This is a genomic window from Streptomyces sp. PsTaAH-137 (assembly GCF_003259365.1).
Taxonomy (GTDB): domain Bacteria; phylum Actinomycetota; class Actinomycetes; order Streptomycetales; family Streptomycetaceae; genus Streptomyces.
Window position 1 is genome coordinate 272,812 of the sequence record NZ_QLLY01000010.1, and the last position, 18,195, is coordinate 291,006.

At 69.8% G+C, this 18,195-nt stretch carries 16 protein-coding genes; 5 read left to right on the forward strand and 11 right to left on the reverse strand.

Annotation, left to right across the window (positions count from 1 at the left end; translation table 11 throughout):
* Positions 1-39 precede the first annotated feature (39 nt).
* On the forward strand, positions 40-2,430 hold the full coding sequence (locus K377_RS23565) for an excinuclease ABC subunit UvrA (protein WP_111665456.1): 2,391 nt from the start codon (positions 40-42) through the stop codon (positions 2,428-2,430).
* A gap of 281 nt (positions 2,431-2,711) precedes the next feature.
* On the opposite strand, the gene K377_RS23570 is transcribed toward K377_RS23565, so the two are convergent.
* On the reverse strand, positions 2,712-4,175 hold the full coding sequence (locus K377_RS23570; protein ID WP_258395108.1) for an MFS transporter: 1,464 nt from the start codon (positions 4,173-4,175) through the stop codon (positions 2,712-2,714).
* A gap of 122 nt (positions 4,176-4,297) precedes the next feature.
* Here K377_RS23570 and K377_RS23575 point away from each other — a divergent pair, with 122 nt between their 5' ends.
* Positions 4,298-4,789, forward strand: a complete 492-nt coding sequence (locus K377_RS23575) for a MarR family winged helix-turn-helix transcriptional regulator (protein ID WP_111665457.1) — start codon at positions 4,298-4,300, stop codon at positions 4,787-4,789.
* Positions 4,790-4,889: 100 nt separating this feature from the next.
* Here the strand turns inward: K377_RS23575 and K377_RS23580 are convergent, their stop codons facing one another.
* The 5 genes from K377_RS23580 to K377_RS23600 form a co-directional block, all read right to left on the reverse strand.
* A complete protein-coding gene (locus K377_RS23580) occupies positions 4,890-6,953 on the reverse strand; it encodes an AAA family ATPase (protein ID WP_111665458.1) in 2,064 nt (687 codons plus the stop codon).
* Positions 6,954-6,992: 39 nt separating this feature from the next.
* Positions 6,993-7,613: a TetR/AcrR family transcriptional regulator gene (locus tag K377_RS23585; RefSeq protein ID WP_111665544.1), complete on the reverse strand. Its 621-nt coding sequence runs from the start codon at positions 7,611-7,613 to the stop codon at positions 6,993-6,995.
* A gap of 32 nt (positions 7,614-7,645) precedes the next feature.
* Positions 7,646-8,452 (reverse strand): hypothetical protein, encoded by an 807-nt coding sequence (locus K377_RS23590; protein WP_258395109.1) that lies wholly within the window; start codon positions 8,450-8,452, stop codon positions 7,646-7,648.
* Positions 8,453-8,560: 108 nt separating this feature from the next.
* Positions 8,561-10,837 carry an aminoglycoside phosphotransferase family protein gene (locus tag K377_RS23595; protein ID WP_258395110.1) on the reverse strand — a complete coding sequence of 759 codons (2,277 nt, stop codon included), beginning with the start codon at positions 10,835-10,837 and terminating at the stop codon, positions 8,561-8,563.
* Between the two features lie 177 nt (positions 10,838-11,014).
* Positions 11,015-11,899 carry a GntR family transcriptional regulator gene (locus K377_RS23600; RefSeq protein WP_309252244.1) on the reverse strand — a complete coding sequence of 295 codons (885 nt, stop codon included), beginning with the start codon at positions 11,897-11,899 and terminating at the stop codon, positions 11,015-11,017.
* 181 nt (positions 11,900-12,080) lie between these two features.
* On the opposite strand from K377_RS23600, the gene K377_RS23605 reads away from it, so the two are divergent.
* On the forward strand, positions 12,081-12,275 hold the full coding sequence (locus K377_RS23605) for a hypothetical protein (RefSeq protein WP_146614756.1): 195 nt from the start codon (positions 12,081-12,083) through the stop codon (positions 12,273-12,275).
* Here K377_RS23605 and K377_RS23610 read toward each other — a convergent pair.
* The 3 genes from K377_RS23610 to K377_RS23620 form a co-directional block, all read right to left on the reverse strand.
* On the reverse strand, positions 12,266-13,162 hold the full coding sequence (locus K377_RS23610; RefSeq protein ID WP_258395111.1) for a GntR family transcriptional regulator: 897 nt from the start codon (positions 13,160-13,162) through the stop codon (positions 12,266-12,268). The two genes, K377_RS23605 and K377_RS23610, sit on opposite strands and share 10 nt — an antisense overlap.
* A gap of 134 nt (positions 13,163-13,296) precedes the next feature.
* Positions 13,297-14,097: an HAD family hydrolase gene (locus tag K377_RS23615; RefSeq protein WP_111665461.1), complete on the reverse strand. Its 801-nt coding sequence runs from the start codon at positions 14,095-14,097 to the stop codon at positions 13,297-13,299.
* Positions 14,046-14,972, reverse strand: a complete 927-nt coding sequence (locus K377_RS23620; protein ID WP_161195089.1) for a winged helix-turn-helix domain-containing protein — start codon at positions 14,970-14,972, stop codon at positions 14,046-14,048. The genes K377_RS23615 and K377_RS23620 overlap by 52 nt, the downstream gene beginning before the upstream one ends.
* 185 nt (positions 14,973-15,157) lie before the next feature.
* Here K377_RS23620 and K377_RS23625 point away from each other — a divergent pair, with 185 nt between their 5' ends.
* Positions 15,158-15,349, forward strand: coding sequence for a hypothetical protein (locus K377_RS23625; RefSeq protein ID WP_111665462.1), 192 nt, complete (start codon positions 15,158-15,160; stop codon positions 15,347-15,349).
* Positions 15,350-15,371: 22 nt separating this feature from the next.
* On the opposite strand, the gene K377_RS23630 is transcribed toward K377_RS23625, so the two are convergent.
* Positions 15,372-16,298: a winged helix-turn-helix domain-containing protein gene (locus tag K377_RS23630; protein WP_161195086.1), complete on the reverse strand. Its 927-nt coding sequence runs from the start codon at positions 16,296-16,298 to the stop codon at positions 15,372-15,374.
* Positions 16,299-16,511: 213 nt separating this feature from the next.
* On the opposite strand from K377_RS23630, the gene K377_RS23635 reads away from it, so the two are divergent.
* Entirely contained in the window at positions 16,512-16,697 is a 186-nt protein-coding gene (locus tag K377_RS23635; protein WP_111665464.1) for a hypothetical protein, read from the forward strand.
* Positions 16,698-16,758: 61 nt separating this feature from the next.
* Here the strand turns inward: K377_RS23635 and K377_RS23640 are convergent, their stop codons facing one another.
* Positions 16,759-18,012: a GNAT family N-acetyltransferase gene (locus K377_RS23640; RefSeq protein ID WP_111665465.1), complete on the reverse strand. Its 1,254-nt coding sequence runs from the start codon at positions 18,010-18,012 to the stop codon at positions 16,759-16,761.
* Positions 18,013-18,195 lie beyond the last annotated feature (183 nt).

An 18,195-nucleotide genomic window follows, 5' to 3' on the forward strand; every position in this document is an offset into this window, starting at 1 on the left:
CCCGCCCGCACGGACCGGACACAGGGAGAGACCAGATCCATGAGCCCCGCGAAGAGAGCGGCGACCCCGCCCGCCGCCGACCGCCACGACCTGATCCGTGTGCACGGCGCCCGCGAGAACAACCTCAAGGACGTCAGCATCGAGATCCCCAAGCGCCGCCTCACGGTGTTCACGGGCGTCTCGGGTTCGGGCAAGAGCTCGCTCGTCTTCGACACCATCGCCGCCGAGTCGCAGCGGCTGATCAACGAGACGTACAGCTCGTTCGTGCAGGGCTTCATGCCGTCGCTGTCCCGCCCCGAGGTGGACGTCCTGGACGGTCTGACGACGGCGATCATCGTGGACCAGCAGCGGATGGGCTCGGATCCGCGGTCCACGGTCGGCACGGCGACGGACGCCCACGCGATGCTGCGCATCCTGTTCAGCCGGCTGGGCAAGCCGCACATCGGGCCGCCGAGCGCGTTCTCCTTCAACACGGCGTCGGCCAAGGGCGCGGGCGCGATCAGCGTCGGCAACAAGAAGGCGGTCAAGGCGACGTTCGAGCGGCTCGGCGGCATGTGTCCGCGGTGCGAGGGCCGCGGCTCGGTCTCCGACATCGACCTGACCCAGCTCTACGACGACTCCAAGTCCCTCAACGAGGGCGCGCTCACCATCCCCGGCTACACGATGGACGGCTGGTACGGACGGATCTTCCGGGGCTGCGGCTTCTTCGACCCGGACAAGCCGATCAGCAAGTACACCAAGCGCGAGCTGAACGACCTGCTCCACAAAGAGCCTACGAAGATCAAGGTCGAGGGCATCAACCTCACCTACGAGGGCCTGATCCCGAAGATCCAGAAGTCGATGCTGTCGAAGGACATCGACTCGCTCCAGCCGCATGTACGGGCGTTCGTCGAGCGGGCCACGGCCTTCTCGGTCTGCCCGGAGTGCGACGGGACGCGGCTGGCCGAGGGGGCCCGTTCGAGCAAGATCAAGAAGATCTCGATCGCGGACGCCTGCCGGATGGAGATCCGGGACCTCGCCGAGTGGGTCCGCACCCTGAAGGAGCCCTCGGTCGCCCCGCTCCTCGAAGCGCTCCAGCAGAGCCTGGACTCGTTCGTGGAGATCGGCCTCGGCTATCTCTCCCTGGACCGCCCGGCCGGCACGCTCTCCGGCGGCGAGGCGCAGCGCGTGAAGATGATCCGCCACCTCGGCTCGTCCCTCACCGACGTCACCTACGTCTTCGACGAGCCGACGACGGGGCTGCACCCGCACGACATCAGCAACATGAACAATTTGCTCCTTCGCCTGCGCGACAAGGGCAACACGGTTCTGGTCGTCGAGCACAAGCCGCAGGTCATCGCGATCGCCGACCACGTGGTCGATCTCGGTCCGGGCGCGGGGACGGCGGGCGGCACGGTCTGTTTCGAGGGGGACGTGGACGGCCTGCGGGCCAGCGGCACGACCACGGGCCGGCACATCGACGACCGCAGGTCGCTCAAGGAGGCCCCGCGCGACGCCACCGGCAAGCTGTCCATCCGCGGCGCCGACACCCACAACCTCCAGAAGGTGAACGTCGACATCCCGCTGGGCGTCCTGACCGTCGTCACCGGCGTGGCGGGCTCCGGAAAGAGCTCGCTCGTCCACGGCTCGGTCCCGCTCCAGGAGGGCGCCGAGGGTGTCGTCTCCGTCGACCAGACCCCGATCCGCGGGTCGCGCCGCAGCAACCCGGCGACGTACACCGGCCTCCTGGAACCGATCCGGAAGGCATTCGCGAAGGAGAACGGCGTGAAGCCCGCGCTCTTCTCCGCCAACTCCGAGGGCGCCTGCCCCACCTGCAACGGCGCGGGGGTCGTCTTCAGCGACCTGGCCATGATGGCGGGCGTCACGTCGACGTGCGAGGACTGCGAGGGGCGCCGGTTCGACTCCTCGGTCCTCGAGTACAAGTTCGGCGGGCGGGACATCAGCGAGGTGCTGGCCATGCCGGTCGCGGAGGCCGAGGCCTTCTTCGCCGACGGCCCGGCCCGCACCCCGGCCGCCCACAAGATCCTCACCCGCCTCGCCGACGTCGGCCTCGGCTACCTCACCCTGGGCCAGCCCCTCACCACGCTCTCCGGGGGTGAACGGCAGCGGCTGAAGCTGGCTACTCACATGGCGGGCAAGGGCACCGGTGCGGGCACCGTCTACGTCATCGACGAGCCGACCACCGGCCTGCACCTGGCCGACGTCGACCAACTCCTCGGCCTCCTCGACCGGTTGGTCGACTCGGGCGCGACGGTGATCGTGGTCGAGCACCACCCCGCCGTGATGGCCCACGCCGACTGGATCATCGACCTGGGCCCGGGGGCCGGCCACGACGGCGGCCGCATCGTCTTCGAGGGAACACCGGGCGATCTGGTGACGGAGCGCTCCACTGTGACCGGGGAGCATCTGGCTCGGTATGTGGGGGTGTGAGGGCGGCTGATGGGGGTGCGCGGGGCTGCACTTCTCGCGCAGTTCCCCGCGCCCCTGGGTCGTTCGTCATCCGCAGCTCTCGTCGTGGTTGCTCGCGCAGTTCCCCGCGCCCCTGAGATGCGCACTTCGTGCGCCATCTCATCAACAGAGGCGCAGCCTCTGAAGGGGAGGCTGCGCGCAGCGCATGCCTCAGGGGCGCGGGGAACTGCGCGAGAAGCGGCCGCCGGGCCGCGGACGAACGACAACCCAACACGGGCGCGGGTGCCCTCGCCGTACGGGGATCAGTGCGCGCCCCGCGCCCCGGTCCGCGTCGGCCGCAGGACGACCAGCGTCACCACGAACGCCGCCGCGATCAGCCCGGCCCCGATCCCGAACGCGAGCCGGTACCCCTCGGTCAGCGCTACGGCCCGGGCGCTGCCGTCGCGGGTGAGCGAGGCGGTCCGTGCCGCGGCGAGGGTCGACAGGACGGCGACGCCGAGCGCCATGCCGATCTGCTGCGTGGTGTTGAACAGACCGGAGGCCAGCCCCGCGTCCTCCTCGCTCGCGGCCGACATGCCGAGCCCGGCGAGCGCCGGAAGCACCAGTCCGCCGCCGGATATCAGCAGCATCACCGGCAGCAGATCGATCGTGTACTGCCCGTGGACGGGAACCCGGGCCAGGTAGCCGAGCGCGCCGCCGAGCAGCACGAGGCCCGCGAGTTGCACCGCCCGCTCCCCGAACCGCGCCGCCAGCCGCGCCGAGACACCGAGCGACACGGCCCCGATCAGTACGGCGGCGGGCAGCATCGCGAGGCCGGTGCCCAGAGCCCCGTAGCCGAGGACGCGCTGCATGTAGAGCGCGGCCAGCACCTGGAAGGCGAACATCGCGGCGAGGGTGAGGACTTGCGTGATGTTGGCCCCGGCGACGGTGCGGGAGCGCAGGACGCGCAGCGGCATCAGCGGTGTACGGGCGCGGGCCTGCCGCACGAAGAACCCGGCGACGAGCACGAGCCCCGCACCCACGGCGCCCCCTGCCCGTACCGAACTCAGCCCGTACGTCTCGATGTTGACGACTCCGAATATGGCCAGCATCAGACCGACGGTGATCAGCGCGGCGCCCCACACATCCGCCCCCGCCCGCAGTCCGGCCCCTCGATCCCCCGGCAGGGCGGGCACGGCGAGGGCGAGGACGGCGGCGCCGACGGGCAGGTTGATGAAGAAGATCCAGTGCCAGTCGAGCACGTCGGTCAGTACGCCGCCCAGCACCTGCCCGATCGACGCCCCGGCGGCGCCGGTGAAGCTGAACACGCCTATCGCTCTGGCCCGTTCGCGCGGGTCGTTGAAGAGCGTGACGAGGATGCCGAGCCCGACGGCCGCGGCCATGGCGCTGCCGACCCCCTGAAGGAAGCGGGCCGCCAGCAGCACGGCGGGCGTCGTGGCCAGCCCGGCCAGGAGCGACGCGGCGGTGAAGACGACGGTCCCCGCAAGGAACATCCGCTTCCGCCCGACCAGGTCGCCGAGCCGTCCTGCGAGCAGCAGCAGGCTGCCGAAGGCGATCAGGTAGGCGTTCACCACCCAGCTCAGGGTGGTCGCCGAGAAGCCCAGGTCCTGCTGGATCGCGGGCAGCGCGACGGTGACGATGGAGCCGTCGAGAATGATCATCAGGGTCCCGGCGGCGATGACGCCGAGAGCGAGCCAGCGACTGCGCAGCCGGTCGCGGACTGCCCCTACGACTTCTTCCTCGACCTCTGTGGATACGGCGGACACGACAGGGCCCCCTCCGAGCCGGGCCGCCACCCCTGCCGGGCGACGACGACAACACGACCGTAGCAGATGGTTCTGTTGCAGACTATCTTTCTTGAAAATATTGATGGACTACCCTTGTCCGCATGACCGCGATGACGCCCGCCCCCACCCGGACCAGGCCCGACCTCTCGTACCTCCTGGACCACACCAGCCATGTGCTGCGTACGCGGATGGCGGCGGCGCTCGCCGAGATCGGTCTGACGGCGCGGATGCACTGCGTGCTCGTGCACGCGCTGGAGGAGGAGCGCACCCAGAACCAGCTGGCCGAGATCGGTGACATGGACAAGACGACGATGGTCGTCACGGTCGATGCCCTGGAGAAGGCGGGCCTGGCCGAACGCCGGCCGTCCAGCACCGACCGGCGGGCGCGGATCATCGCCGTGACGAAGGCGGGGGCCAAGGTCGCCGCGCGGAGTCAGGCGATCGTGGACGGGGTGCACGAGGAGGCCATCGCGGCGTTTCCTCCGGAGGACCGGGAGATGTTCCTCCGCCTGATCACGCACCTGGCCGCCGGCCACCTGAGCACCCCGGTCCCGGGCCCGTCCCCCGCCCGTCGGCCGCGACAGCGGGGTTAGGGGTCGGTCGGGTTCGTCGCCGGGTGCGGGCGGGTGGGGGCTGGTCGCGCAGTTCCCCGCGCCCCTGAGATGCGCACTTCGTGCGGCATCTCATCAACCTTCAGTCGAACGGCAACGCCCGCGCGTGCACCACATCGAGACGCGACACGGCCCGGGTCAGGACCACGTACAGGCGTTCAAGCCCCCGCGCCTCGGCCTCCACGATCGCCGCGGGTTCCACGGCCACCACATGGTCGTACTCAAGGCCCTTGGCCTCCCCGGCCCCCAGCACCCCCACCCGTACCCCCAACTCATCGGCCCCGCCGACCTCGACCCCGGCGGCGACAAGCCCCGCCCGGACCCGCTCCACATCCCCCTCGGCCGCGATCACCCCGACCGACCCCGCGAACCCGAGCGCCCTGCGCACCGCGTCCACGACCCCGCCCACCACATCCCCGACCTCGCACACCCGCAACTCCCCGTCCCCGCGCAGCGACCGCGCCGCCGGCACCTCCACGTCGATCCGCTCCAGCACCCGGTTGGCCAGCTCGACGACGGCCGCCGGCACCCGGAACCCCACGGTCAACGGCACCACCCGCGCCTCCGGCCGCCCGAGATGCCCGAGCAGAACGCCCCAACTCCGAGCCGCCCACGGCGTGGTGCCCTGCGCCAGATCCCCGAGCACGGTCAGCGAACCGAAGGCGGCCCGGCGCGCGATGACCCGGGCCTGCATCGGGGACAGATCCTGCGCCTCGTCGACGACGATGTGCCCGTACCCCTCGGGATGCCCGAGCAGCCCGGCGACCTCGTCGACGAGCACCAGATCGGCGGCCGACCACCGCGCGGACTTCCACGACCGCGCCGCCCGCGCCCCCACCAGCGCCCGCTGCTCCGCCGCATCGAGCACCCCGTCCGCGGCCCGCGCCAACTCCGCCGGATCAGAGAGCACTTGGTGCACGACCTCCTCGGCCCGCACCCGGGGCCACACGGCATCGACGTAGGCGCTCATGGGCCGTGACCGTTCGATGCGCTGGAGCCAGGCGCGGTTGACGTTGACGGCCCGCCGCTCGGCGCGTTCCTGGATGTGGCGCACGGCCCGGCTGCGTACCCGCTCGCGCCCGACGGCGTACGGCGGCGCCTCGGCGCGCACCCCTTCGACGATGCGCACCAACTCGGCGGCGGGCACCCGCCACCGGTAGGAGACCTGCGGGTCGGGGACGGCGAGGTCGTCGACGATCCCGGCCGCCGAGACCCGCGCGTACAGCGCCCGCCGCAGCACCTCGGCCATCCGCACGTCGTGCTTGACGACGGCGGCGGCCTCGTCGTCGACGGCCCGTACGGTCAACGCCTCCGAGCCCACCAGCTCCTCCACCGTCGACTGCCGCACCCCGCTCTCACCGAGCGCGGGCAGCACCGCGGAGATGTAGGTGAGGAAGGTCCGGTTGGGCCCGACGACCAGCAGCCCTCCGCGCTGGACGCGCTGCGGGAACGTATAGAGCAGGTACGCGGCCCGGTGCAGCCCCACGGCGGTCTTGCCGGTGCCTGGGGCGCCCTGTACGCACACGGACGCGGCCGGCGCCTCCCGCACCAGGTCGTCCTGCTCGGGCTGGATCGTCGCGGCGATGTCGCGCATCGGACCGACGCGCGGCCGCTCGATCTCCCCGGCCAGAATCCGGCTCCCGGAATCCGCCTCTCCGGCCCCGATCCGCTCGTCCTCCAGGCTCGTCAGATCCGCCGAATCCCCCACGCTCCCCGGCGCCCACCCGAACCGGCGCCGTACATCCACACCCTGTGGATCCTTGGCGCTCGCCTGGTAGAACGCCCGTGACACCGGCGCCCGCCAGTCCACGACGAGCGGCGGCGCGGCCGGATGCTCCGTGATGCGCAGCCGCCCCACGTGATAGCTCTGCCGCGCGTGCTCGCCGGCGTCCCCGAAGTCGAGCCGCCCGAAGAACAACGGCGCGGGCGGCAGCTCCTTCATCTCCTTGGCCCGGCTGCGCAGCTGATACCCGAACACCTCGGCGTCGGCACCGGAGGCGGAGGCGTTCTCCCCGATGACGACCTGCTCGTCGGCGCCGTCGACCATGGCGGCGAGGGCGGCGCGGCAGGCGTCGTGGAACCGGCGCTCGGAGTCGAGCAAGGAGTCGAGGGGGCCGAGCGGGCCGAGGGCGGAGTCATCACTCATCCCTCCACGATAACCAAAAACGTTACCGGGTTACATTCTTTACTCTGTCACGCCATGCGCCAGCTGCCCGAACCCCAGCTCGGCGGCGCGCACCGCGTCCGCCTCGATCGCGTCGGCCGACTCCCCGGCCGCGATCCGCCGCCCGTTCTCCTGCGCCAGCACGCGCTGCACGGCGACGATCTGCCCGGCCGCGAGCCGCGCCTCGAACTCCGGGCCGCCCAGCGCCGCGGCCAGCGCCTTCTCCGACCGCTCCTGATACCCGTACAACCGCGCCACCAGCGCCGGCGTCCCGTACAACAACCGCTGATAGGCCAGCACCGCCGGGTGATCGCACAGCCCGGTCACCGGGTCCCGCCGCTCCAGCCCCGCCAGAAAGTGCCGCCGCAACGCCTCCAGCGCGCTCTCCCCCGCCGCCCGCCCGGCCACGACCCGGGCCGCCTCGTCCTCGTGATCGGCGAACCGGTGCAGGACCAGGTCCTCCTTGGCCGCGAAGTACCGGAACAAGGTCGGCTTGGACACCTCGGCGGCGGCAGCCACCTCGGCCACGGACACCTGGTCGTACCCCCTCTCCAGGAACAGCCGGATCGCGGTCTCGGAGAGCGTCTCGCGGGTGCGCCGCTTCTTCAGTTCGCGGAGGGAGGGAGGGGGTGGGGTGGTCATGGGGAGGAGGGTACGGGCCCGGCCCCGCCGACTCAGGCAGCGGCGGCCCGCCGCCATGCGGGCTCCTCGGCCACCAGTCTCCACAGGTCGTCGAAGTGCTTGACCCACATGGCGATGGCGGCCTCGTCCTGGGTGCCGCGGTCCCCGGCGAGGACGGTGAGGTCGGTGTCGAAGCCCTTGGGGTCGTAGTACTCCGGACCACGCAGGGGCATACGGGTCGAGACGTTGTAGAGGCCGTGCAGGACGCGCTTGCGGTTGAAGATGCACAGCTTGTGGAGCGGAGGACCGTGGTAGACGCGGTACTCACAGCTCACGTCCATGCGCCCGATCCGGGTGAGGCCCTGCGCCAGTTCGGACAGGATCTGGTCGTACTCCTGACACTTGCGCTCGGCCCGCTCCCGGAACTCGGGCGAGTCCTGGGGCCTGTCGTCGTCACCCACCCGCGAGGGCACCCGCATCGGCTGGGAGAAGTCCGGCACCATGACCCGGATGACGACCCGTCGGGTGGGACCCGGGTTGTCCTCCAGGTGTTCGAGACGGTGGTACAGCTCGTTGTAGAGGGTCTCCCCCGTATAACCGAAGAAGCTGATCTCCACCCGCCGCGCCTGGAACGCCTCCGCCACGAAGCTGCCCAGAGACCGCGAGTCGACCCGGTCTCGTGCCGGGAGCCAGACGGCCTGGCTCAGTTCACGCAGCGCGTCGTAGAAGACGTATGCCACGCCACTGAGCAGAGCGACGAACAGGAACGTCTTGCCTGCCAGGGCATCCCCGACCGGTTTGACGCACTGGGCCAGCAGCCCCGTGACGGTGCCGGCCGCCAACAGGATACGGACGGACACCGGCTGGAACCGCTCCCGGAACCGCCGTAGCGCGCGCCACCATCCAGCACCACTCTCCCGGTCCCCCGTACCGTAGGACATGCGTCGCCTCCCGCTCCGGACGGGAACTCACACGAGGCTCAGGCCCGGTCCGGAGACTGCCGTTCCCTTCCCCCAAACCCCATCGTCCGCGCGCGGCAGGGCGAACACAAGATACGGGTTGCTCAGAGCCGCTTGACCCGCGGCGCCCATACCCAGGTAGTGCAGCGCCTGACGCAGCGTGGTGCTGTACGAGCCGACCGCGCGCCGGACATTGGGCGCGTCCAGCCCCTCGCCCGTGACCAGCCGGTCCAGATCGACGTAGGCCGAGCGAACCACCTCCAGCTGTCGGTACGTCTCAAGGTCCTTCTGCCACCCACAGGTATGGACGGCCGGCATCAGGGCGGACCATCGTCGGAACATCTGCAAGCGGATCTCCTGCTTGGTCGGTGACAGATGCATGTGCCGAACCAGGTCGTAGAGCGGATCCCCGACCAGGGCCATCTCCCAGTCGATCAGTGCCAGACGATGCCCGCCGCCCCGATGTCCGAGGCGGACCAGATTCCACGGGTTCAGATCGCCGTGCAGCAGCACCTTTCCCCGCCGTGTGACATCGCGCGGCGCCAGCGCCATCTTCAGCCAGCGCGCGCCCGGAAGACCCAACTTGCTTGCCACGCGCGCGGATTCCGCGGGCAGCTCCTCGACCATCCTGACGAGCTTCAGACAGAGCCAGCGGTAAAAACTGCCACTGCCACGATGCTGGTCCAGCGGCCGGGCGTCGACCTTCGACAGCGCGTACAGCTGATCCACCAGATCGTCGGCCTCCCCCGGCAGCAGACCTCGCTCCGGATGCTCGGCACGGCGGCCGGGACCGCCATGCCCCTCATAGGTGTGGAGGGTGAACTCGTCCTCCAGCTCGCTCTTGCCCAGCGCCATCACTCGCGGCGCACGCACCGCCACCCCGGCTGCCTCGATGGCTCCCAGGACCTCGTGTTCCATGAGGAAGCGGGGTTCCCGCAGGGTCACGGCCCCCAGCTTGCGGCGTACGACCACATCCACGCCTCCCGCGTTCACCACGGTGCTGAGGTGTGTCGCGCCTTTGAACACCTGGCGGGCGGAGGCCAGCGCCTCGGCCCACAGCGCTTCCTCCACCACCTTCTCGCCGAACTCGGAGCGCAGCGGCACCCGTTCGTCACGGTCCCAAGTCCAGCGCGCCCCAGGTTCCTTCTCGAGGAAACGTGCTCCACGGCCTTTGCACCATCGCAGGATCAGCTGCTCGATGGTGCTCATCTTCGGAGGCCCGCTCAGCTGCAGTGGCCGTTCGGCCGCCTCGAGAGCCCGGTGCACCTCCAGGGCCGCCAGCTCCAGATCACCGGGCCCGAACGAGGAACCGAGAGCCGACACGGCTCGCATCACATCCGGATACACGGACTGCGCGCGCTCAAAATCGACGTAGCGCGAGAGATCGCCCGCCACATCGTCCGTAACCTGCTCCCGGCCCTCCTCCTTCATCGCTCGGCACCACGCCTCGATGACCTCGTCCCACTGCTTGCTCGGGTAGCGCATGCGCACCAGGTGAGTCGCGAGGTCGTGCAACGGGTCCCCGTACATCGCGAGTTCCCAGTCGACGCAGATCAACGGGCGCTTCGGCTGATCGAAGGCGACGATCAAATTGTCGCGGTGAAGGTCGCCGTGCAGCAGGCTGAAAGGCCGGTTGTGGAGCTTCGGCACCCTCTCCGAAAAGTCGATCAGCGCGTGTTCGGTCACTCCCAAAGACGCGAACAGCCCACCGAACTCGGCCCAATTGGGCTGCCGGATCTGAGTATCGGCGGCCAGCGCGAGAGTCCTGAGGAACTCCGCGCTCTGTCCCGGCAGACGACGCACCGGGGACCATGTCTCCGGCAGCGGCGGAAGCTCCTCGACTCGCACCCTCGTCATCCGCGCGAGCTCTCCGGCCAGGGCCCGCACCATCTCCGGCTCCAGGAATTCACCGGGCGGGCATGTCAGCGACAGGGGCACGCCCTGGACGTAGCTGTGGACCGCCACGTCATCCCGTCGGGCCAGGCAGCGGGGCACGTTCCCGAGGAACAGGCCGACCGCGTCCAGAACCGGTCCCTCGTCCTGCCACGTCCGGATCACCACCGGCAGGGCCTCCGGCTTCCGTGCCCGTACTGTCACCAGAGCCGGCGTCCCCAGAGAGCCGCCGAACCAACCCGCCATGGCGGACGGCAGATCCACCACCCGGTTGGTGTTGTGATGGCCCTCCATCACCGCCCCCTTGTTCTCCGCGTACTTCATGAGCGCGGCCCATTGGGAGTCGTCCAGCGCCGCGCCCTTGATCGGGCGCGCGGGGGAAGAGGCGGACACAGGCGTCTCCTGCATGGCCATGCGGAAGTCAGGACGGAAACGCCTCAGGGTATCGGCCTGCGGGGGCCACCCACACTTCCTGTGTCCCAAACGGCTGATACCGGCGGACGAAAGCCACACTTCCGAGATCCGCGTTCGATAGACGAACGGTTCCGGTCCGGTCTCGGCCGACCCCGTTCACACGGCCAGATACTTCCAAACGGAATCGAACCACCGCTGCCAGGTGACCACGAAGACCGACCCTCGCGAATCCGGGTTCTCGTCCCTGGCGTAGTGCGTGAGGGACGCTCCCAGACCAAGTACGTCCAAGGCCTCGACGGTCTCCGAAGAACTCAGAATGATGGGGCGGGGCTTCACCTCATAGGGGCCGTGCAGTGCCTGCGTGCGGTTCATCAAGTAGATCTTGAAGACGGGAACGAGCGGCACATGCCTGATCGACAGATCGGCGCTCTTCACCAGCCCCTCGGCCACCAGCTGACGCAGTTCGAGCGCCAGGGACTCGGAGTGCCGGTGTGTTATGTCGAGGGCCCGCTCCCTCAGGCGAGCGTTCACATCCGCGCTGTTGTCGTCGTGGAGAGCCCGCGGGAACGGCAGGTCCAACGACTCGTCCGGCAGGAGCATCCGCACAATGATCCGCCGCGGGGCGACAAGCCCTGACCTGACCCGCTCCAACTGTCCCTTGACCTGGGTATCCAGCGACTGCGAGGTGAAGGTGAACACGTCGAGGACGACTTCCTCCCCCGCGAACACCTCGTCGAAGCACTCCCGCAGCGTCACGCGACCCGCCCGAGCCCCGGGCAGGGTATACGACTGCACCCGCTGCGTCTTGATCACCCGGGTCCCGCTGCCCTGCCGTGGCGCGATCCAGCTTTCGCTCGCCAGCTCCGCCAAGGCCCGCTGGATCGTGTCCCGAGAGACGGACAGTTCCTCCGCGAGTGCCCGCTGGGGCGGCAGCATGCTGTTGAGCGGGTAGCGGCCCTCTGTGATGCGCGAACGCAGCTCGTCGGCGACACGTATGACCTCCCTGCCGCCGCCACCGTTGCCGTCGCGCCCTTTCACCACCCCATGAAACTACTCCGTCTCAGTCCACCAGCACACCGGTTTCGGTCAAATTGGTTGTAGCAGTGAAAGGTTGATTACCGATCTACCGACCCGGGGAAGTCCAATACACGTCAACCCGTCCAATTGGATTGATTGGACGACTAGTTACTGATGCCAGAGCATCGGTGAAGGGGTGGGGATCATGAGCCCTCTGCTGGAGATACTGGCGCCCGTCTGCGCCTACGCCGTCGAGCAGGTCCTCCAGTCCCAGTTCGGCGTTCTGGGCATGCTGCTGCTCGGCGGCGGGGCGGCCTTCTGGCGGTCGAGCGTGCGCAGGTCAGCCTCCTGGGCAGGCGTCGCCGCGGTTCTGGTGCTTCTGGCCTTCTCTCAGGCCTGACCCGCATCCCGCGCCACGTACTCCCACAGCCCGTCGAACATCTCCTGCTCGGCCTCCACGAAGGCGGCCTCTCTCGGGCTTCCGCCGCGGGCGAAGGCGAACATCGGGGTCTCGAAGCCGCGTACGTCGCACAGGGGCACCGGGGTGCCGTTGTCGTAGTCGTCGACCTCGCGCATGATCCGCTGCGGGATGTAGTGCCCGATCAGGGCCTCCTGCCGGTTGAGCAGATAGACCTTGCGGGTCGGGGTGCCCGTCAGGCGGCGGAACTCCGTGCGGACGTCGATGCCGCCCATCCTGCGCAGCAGTGTGAAGTTCTGCTCCAGCACCTGCTGCTGGGCGGCCAGTTGGTTGCGGTTGCGCCGGTGGAGCGCCGCGTCGAGTTCGGCGTCGTGGCCCCAGCCCTTCTCGGGCGCGGGGTAGTCGAGGTGCTGGTCGCTTGCCGGGAGCAGGACGCGGACGTGGACCGACCGGGGGCGGCTCCGCCCCTCGAAGACCAGCCGCAGCGGCTCGCCCAGCGACACCATCAGGGTCTCCGCCGTCAGGCACACCACATCGAGGCGCACCTCCGACTCCTGGAACGCGGCGACCAGCCGTGGGCCGAGGATGCTGCGCGCCGAGCGCGATCCGGTCGGCAAGGCGGTCGGCGCCCGCTCGGCGACCTGCGGCGGGCTGCCCTTGCTCACGTTGGTCAGCAGGCCGTCCGCCCGAAGCAGTTGCAGCGCGCCCCGCACCGCGCCCCGCTCCACCCCGAACTCCTCGGCGAGCGCGGCCTGCGTGGGCAGCCGGGCGCCGGGCCCGAGCACGCCGGTCCTGATGCGTTCCCGCAGTACGTCGGCTATGCCCTCGGAGGTCGGCCGGAGCGCCGGGACGCCCTTGTCGTTCACCACGGCACGATCACCTCCGCAGTACCGATCCGCAGTACGGATATGCGGTACCCATCCCCAGTACCAAGTTCCGTCAACCTTACGCCAGTTGGCAGCCAACTCCACCGACTTGTCAGCCAGAACGGAGGAGTCCCAGCTCAGGACCGGTTCTGCAGAATTCTCAGCAGCCCTTCCAGCGACTCCACCACCTGAGAGGCACCCGCCTCTCTCAGCGTCCGTTTCTTGTCCTCGTTACGCGCGTAGCCGAGGAAGGCGACCCCGGCGGCCTCGGCGGCGCGCAGGTCCGTCGGGGTGTCGCCGATCATCAGGGTGGCGGCGTGGGCCGCGCCCATGGCGTTCAGCGCGCGGTTGAGGCAGTACGGGTCGGGCTTGAGGCGTTCCAGGTCCTGGGTGCGGCCGTAGATGTGCGGCTCGAAACAGGCGGAGAGGCCGCGGCCCTCCAGGTAGCGCCGGGCCACCTCGGGCGAGTTGTTGGTGGTGATGGCGAGGCGGGCGCCGACGGCCGACCAGGTGCGGATCAGCGGGTCCGCGTACGGGGTGGGCCAGGCGGTGGGGACGGCTTGCAGCTCCTGGTCGGTGAGACGTTTCTCCATCTCCACGACCAGATCGCTGGACGGCCGCTGGAGGCCCAGGCTGCGCAGCGCGCTGTGCGGATCGCTGTCCGCGCGCTCCTCCCGCGTGAGCGCGTCGCCCAGACCCTGCGCGTCCAGCCAGGCCACCTGCTCCCGCGCGATCCACTCGGCCGGCCGTCCGGCGAACAACCGGCAGATCGGCCCGTCGAAGTCGAAGAGCACGTACCGCGCCCCTCGCACGAGATCGGTCAGTTCCCCTCGGTATTCCGTCTCATCAGCCACAGTGTCAGTCTGCTTCGCCAGATCAGAAGTCACTAGGAGAGTGTCAGGTCCGACGTGATGGTTGCCCAGAGCGCGTCGAACCATTTCTGGGACTCCTCGACGAAGGCGCGGTCCCGGTGGCCCGCGCGCTTCTCGAAGGAGAACAGCAGGGCCTGGGTGCCCGTCGCCGCGTACATCTCCAGCTTGGTGCCACTGTCGATCTCCTCCTCGCGCTTGGTGACCATGTAGTACGAGAGGAGCGCCTCCTCGTGGTTGAGGAGGTAGAGCTTCACGGGGGGCGTGAACGGCAGGGCGCGGAAGGTCACCCGGACGTCGATGCCGTGCGAGGAGCGCAGCGAGCGGAGGTTGTGGCGCAGCACCTGGCCCTGGGCGTTGCGCTGGGCCAGCCAGCGCTGGTGGACCGCCACGTCGTCGGCGCGGTCGGTGCCGTCGCCGGGGTCCGGGACCGGCACCGGGAAGGCGAGGTCGATGTCGCGGCCGGGCAGCAGGATGCGGACGTCGACGACGCCGGGGCGCATCCGGCCCTCGTGGATCAGGCGGAGCGGTTCGCCGAGGGCCAGCATGAGGGTCTCCGAGGTCATGCACACCGCGTCGATGCGCACCTCGGGCGCCTGGAACGCCTCGACGAGCCGTGGGGCCAGGGCGACCATCGTGGGCTGCGGGCCGTCGGGCGCGGTGGCCGCGGAGGCGATGCGCGGCGGGCTCCCCTTGCTGCGGCTGCTCAACAGGCCGTCGGCCTCAAGGAGTTGGAGCGCCTGGCGGACCGTGCCGCGCTCCACTCCGAACTCCTCGGCGAGCACCGCCTGCGTGGGCAGCCGGTCGCCCGCCCTGAGCTCACCGGCCTTGATCCGGCGGCGCAGGTCGTCGGCGATCTCCTGGGGGCCCCGCTTTCTGCTTCCGTTCAGTGTCACGTCCATCGTGTCCGCCATGTCCGCCACGCTCTCCCGGGTCACAACCAAATGGTACAACTCCCGTCCATTTGGCGGGAGTTGTTGAAGACTTGTTTTTCAGGGTCGCGAGTTGGGGACAACAATCGTGGGTTGGTAGCCAACTTGGCACCGGATGGTTATGAGATGGCACGCACTCGGCCAACCCCTCCAGCATGGCTCATGCATCTGCCGAAGCCGATGAAGGGGGAACCGTCGTGCCTTTCCTGAGTCTCCTCTCCGCGGTCTTCGTGATCACCTTCGAGCAGCTCGTCCAGTGGCACTACGGCCCGGCCGGCATCGCCGGCCTGCTCCTGCTGGCCGTGGGCGTCAAGGCCAGGAACGCCACCTGCAGTTCCATCGGTGGCGTACTGCTCGCGATCATGGTGGCCGGCCCCGCGCTCCACTAGGCCCGGTTCCTCTGGAGCCGGATCAGGGACCGATCAGCGTCAGATCCGTACTGATCGTGTTCCAGAGGCTGTTGAACCACAGGTGGGACTGCTCGACGAACGTGGTGTCACGCAGTCCCGCCCCCTGTTCGAAGGCGAAGAGCATCTGCTGGACGCCCGTCGCGTCGTACACGTCGACCCGCTCGTGATCGAGCTGCTCACCGCGCCTGCTCAGTGTGTAGTAGGCGAAGAGCGCCTCGTTGCCGTTGAGCAGATAGAGCTTGACCGGTGGCGTGAACGGGAGGGCGCGGAACTCCACGTGCACGTCCATGCCGTGCGTGGTGCGCAAAGCCGTCAGGTTGTGCTTGAGCACCTGCCCCTGCGCGTTGCGCTGCGCCAGCCAGTGGCGCCGCAGCCTCCCCCCGAGAGCCGCCTCCTGCTCCGCCTCCAGGGCTGCGGCGGGGGCCGGGAAGGCGAGGTCGATGTCCCGGCTTGGCATCAGGACGCGGACCCTGACCTTGGCCGGTTTCATGCGGCCCGCGTGGATCTGCCGGAGGGGTTCGCCCATCGCGAGGGTCAGCGAGACCGACGTCAGGCACAGGGCGTCGATCTCCACGTCCTGCTGCCGGAAGGCGGCCGTGATCCGCGGGGCGAGCCCCACCATCGTCGGCTGCGGGGGCGCGCCCGGGCCACGGAACACCGACTGCGGGTTCTCCGCGACGGTCGCCGGGCTGCCCTTCGAGACGTTGGCCAGCAGGTGCTCGGACTGCAGAATGCGCAGCGCCTGGCGGACCGCGGAGCGCTCCACGCCGAAGTCGTCCGCCAACTGTGCCTGAGTTGGCATTCGTTGGCCCGCGCGCAGGGCCCCGGAGCGGATCCGGGCCCGCAGCTCGTCCGCCACCTCGCGGTACGTCCACTGCGCCCGCTGCGGCTCTGGCCGTCCATTGACGGCGGCATGCTCCAAGCTCACCCTTCAACGGTACAACTTCACGCCATCTCAAGGGAGTTGAAGGAAGGATGGTTATAAGTCGCGCTGGAGCGGAGATAAGTACCAGTGAGTTGGTGACCAACTTGGACGACATGGTCGGACAACCACGGGGGTTGGCGTCGACCACAGGAGTTGGTCTACGCCACCACTTTGGCAGCAGAGTTGGTCACCACTCCCACCTAAGGGGGTAGGGACATGCCGGTCTTCGCCATCGTCGTCGCCGCGCTGGCCATCGGATTCGAGCAGCTCATCCAGTGGAAGTACGGCCCGGTGGGCATCATCGCCTTCATCCTGCTGTCCGTCGGCCTGAAGGCCAAGAACACCGTGATCAGCGGCATCGGGGCGGTCGCCCTCGTGATGCTGCTGGCCCAGAGCGGCTGACCGGGCTCCCTTCCGGAGGGGAGCCGGGAGCCCGGTCGGTCTTCGGAGTGTGCCGCCGGCCTCAGAACACGTCGGGGCACCACGGGCGCCGTGCCGTACGGAACAGGGTGTCGGCCACGGCGGCGGCGCCCGTCTCCTCCTCCACCACCCGGCCGAGGGCGGCGAGCCGCACCGCGGAGCCGCCGCCCAGCCACAGCGCCCCCAGCTCGCGGATGTCGAGCGTGAGCTGGGGAGCCGCGGCGCTCGGCGCGCAGACCGCACCGTCGGGCGCCGCCGCCAACGCGAACCGTCCCGCGGCGAACCCCGCCGCGTCGTGCACCTCGAGCACCAGCTCGCCGGCCGTCTCGTACGTACGTGCTTCCAACGCCCGTACGACGTCCAGGATCCGCGCCCACAGGAAGTCGGCCCGGGAGACCACACGGGCGGCGCGCGGGTCGGGCAGGAAGTCGGGGAGCAGGTCGTCGGTGGCCCGCATGCCGGTGCGGACGGCCGTGATCCAGTCGATCGAGCAGATGTAGTGCCACAGGGCGCGCTCGGCGTCCGGGGTCAGTCCGAACAGGTATTGCACCCGTGCCGTGCTCTCCGGCTGCACCGCCTCGTTGAAACGGTCCTCGGTGCGGTAGGCGGCCAGGCCCTCCGCCTCGCCCCGGGCGTTGCGGTACAGCACGTAGAAGGGTTCCTTCCACGGGTTCTCGGGGGTCGGGTGCAGTCCCGTGTCGCGCTCCCACCAGTAGGCGTCGCGCGACACCACGCCCGCGATCCGCTCGCCCACCCGCTCGTGCAGGGCGGGGCCGAGGCGGCGCACCTCCTCCACGCCGACGAGTTCGACGCTGCCGCCGTCGTCGGGGGCGGTCCTGCGCGGGTCGAGTCCGGCGCGGGGCACGTCGATCTGCCAGTCGACGGTGTGCGTCGCGGGGCCGAATCCGTAGCGTCCGTAGATCGGGTACTCGGCGGCGTTCAGGGTCGCGGCCACGTCGCCGCGCTCCTTCGCCTCGGCGAGGTCGGCGGCCATCATGCGGGTGAGCAGGCCGCGGCGGCGGTGGGTGGGGCTGACCGTGACGTTCGAGATGGCGTCCGTGGGGACGGCCGCGCCGCCCGGGAGGGTCAGCTTCTGTGCGAACGAGCGGAAGGTGGCGACCTGGCGCTTGCTGTCCGGGGGGAACGCGGCTCTGGTGCGGGTCAGGTCGAAGTGGGCCCTGCGCTTGGTGATCTCCTCCGGGGAGGGGGTCTGGGAGCGCAGGAACCCGGTGTTCAGGGCGCGGACCCACTCGGGGAGTTCGTCCTCGTGGATGGCCCGCACATCGATATCACTCATCCCGCCACGCTAGGCGGGGCCCTGCCGGGTGTCGCCTGGATTGTTGGGGGGCCGCTTGCGGAGGTTGGCCCGCGCCCCTGGGTAGTTCGTCGGCTGCCGGCCGGTGGGGCTTCTCGCGCAGTTCCCCGCGCCCCTGAGATGCGCACTTCGTGCGCCATCTCATCAAGAGAGGCGCGCCACCGC

Coding starts and splice junctions, on each gene's coding strand:
- K377_RS23565 (WP_111665456.1), top strand. CDS start 40: ATGAGCCCCGCGAAGAGAGCGGCGACCCCGCCCGCCGCCGACCGCCAC.
- K377_RS23575 (WP_111665457.1), top strand. CDS start 4,298: ATGACCGCGATGACGCCCGCCCCCACCCGGACCAGGCCCGACCTCTCG.
- K377_RS23580 (WP_111665458.1), bottom strand. CDS start 6,953: ATGAGTGATGACTCCGCCCTCGGCCCGCTCGGCCCCCTCGACTCCTTG.
- K377_RS23585 (WP_111665544.1), bottom strand. CDS start 7,613: ATGACCACCCCACCCCCTCCCTCCCTCCGCGAACTGAAGAAGCGGCGC.
- K377_RS23605 (WP_146614756.1), top strand. CDS start 12,081: ATGAGCCCTCTGCTGGAGATACTGGCGCCCGTCTGCGCCTACGCCGTC.
- K377_RS23615 (WP_111665461.1), bottom strand. CDS start 14,097: ATGGTTCGACGCGCTCTGGGCAACCATCACGTCGGACCTGACACTCTC.
- K377_RS23635 (WP_111665464.1), top strand. CDS start 16,512: ATGCCGGTCTTCGCCATCGTCGTCGCCGCGCTGGCCATCGGATTCGAG.
- K377_RS23640 (WP_111665465.1), bottom strand. CDS start 18,012: ATGAGTGATATCGATGTGCGGGCCATCCACGAGGACGAACTCCCCGAG.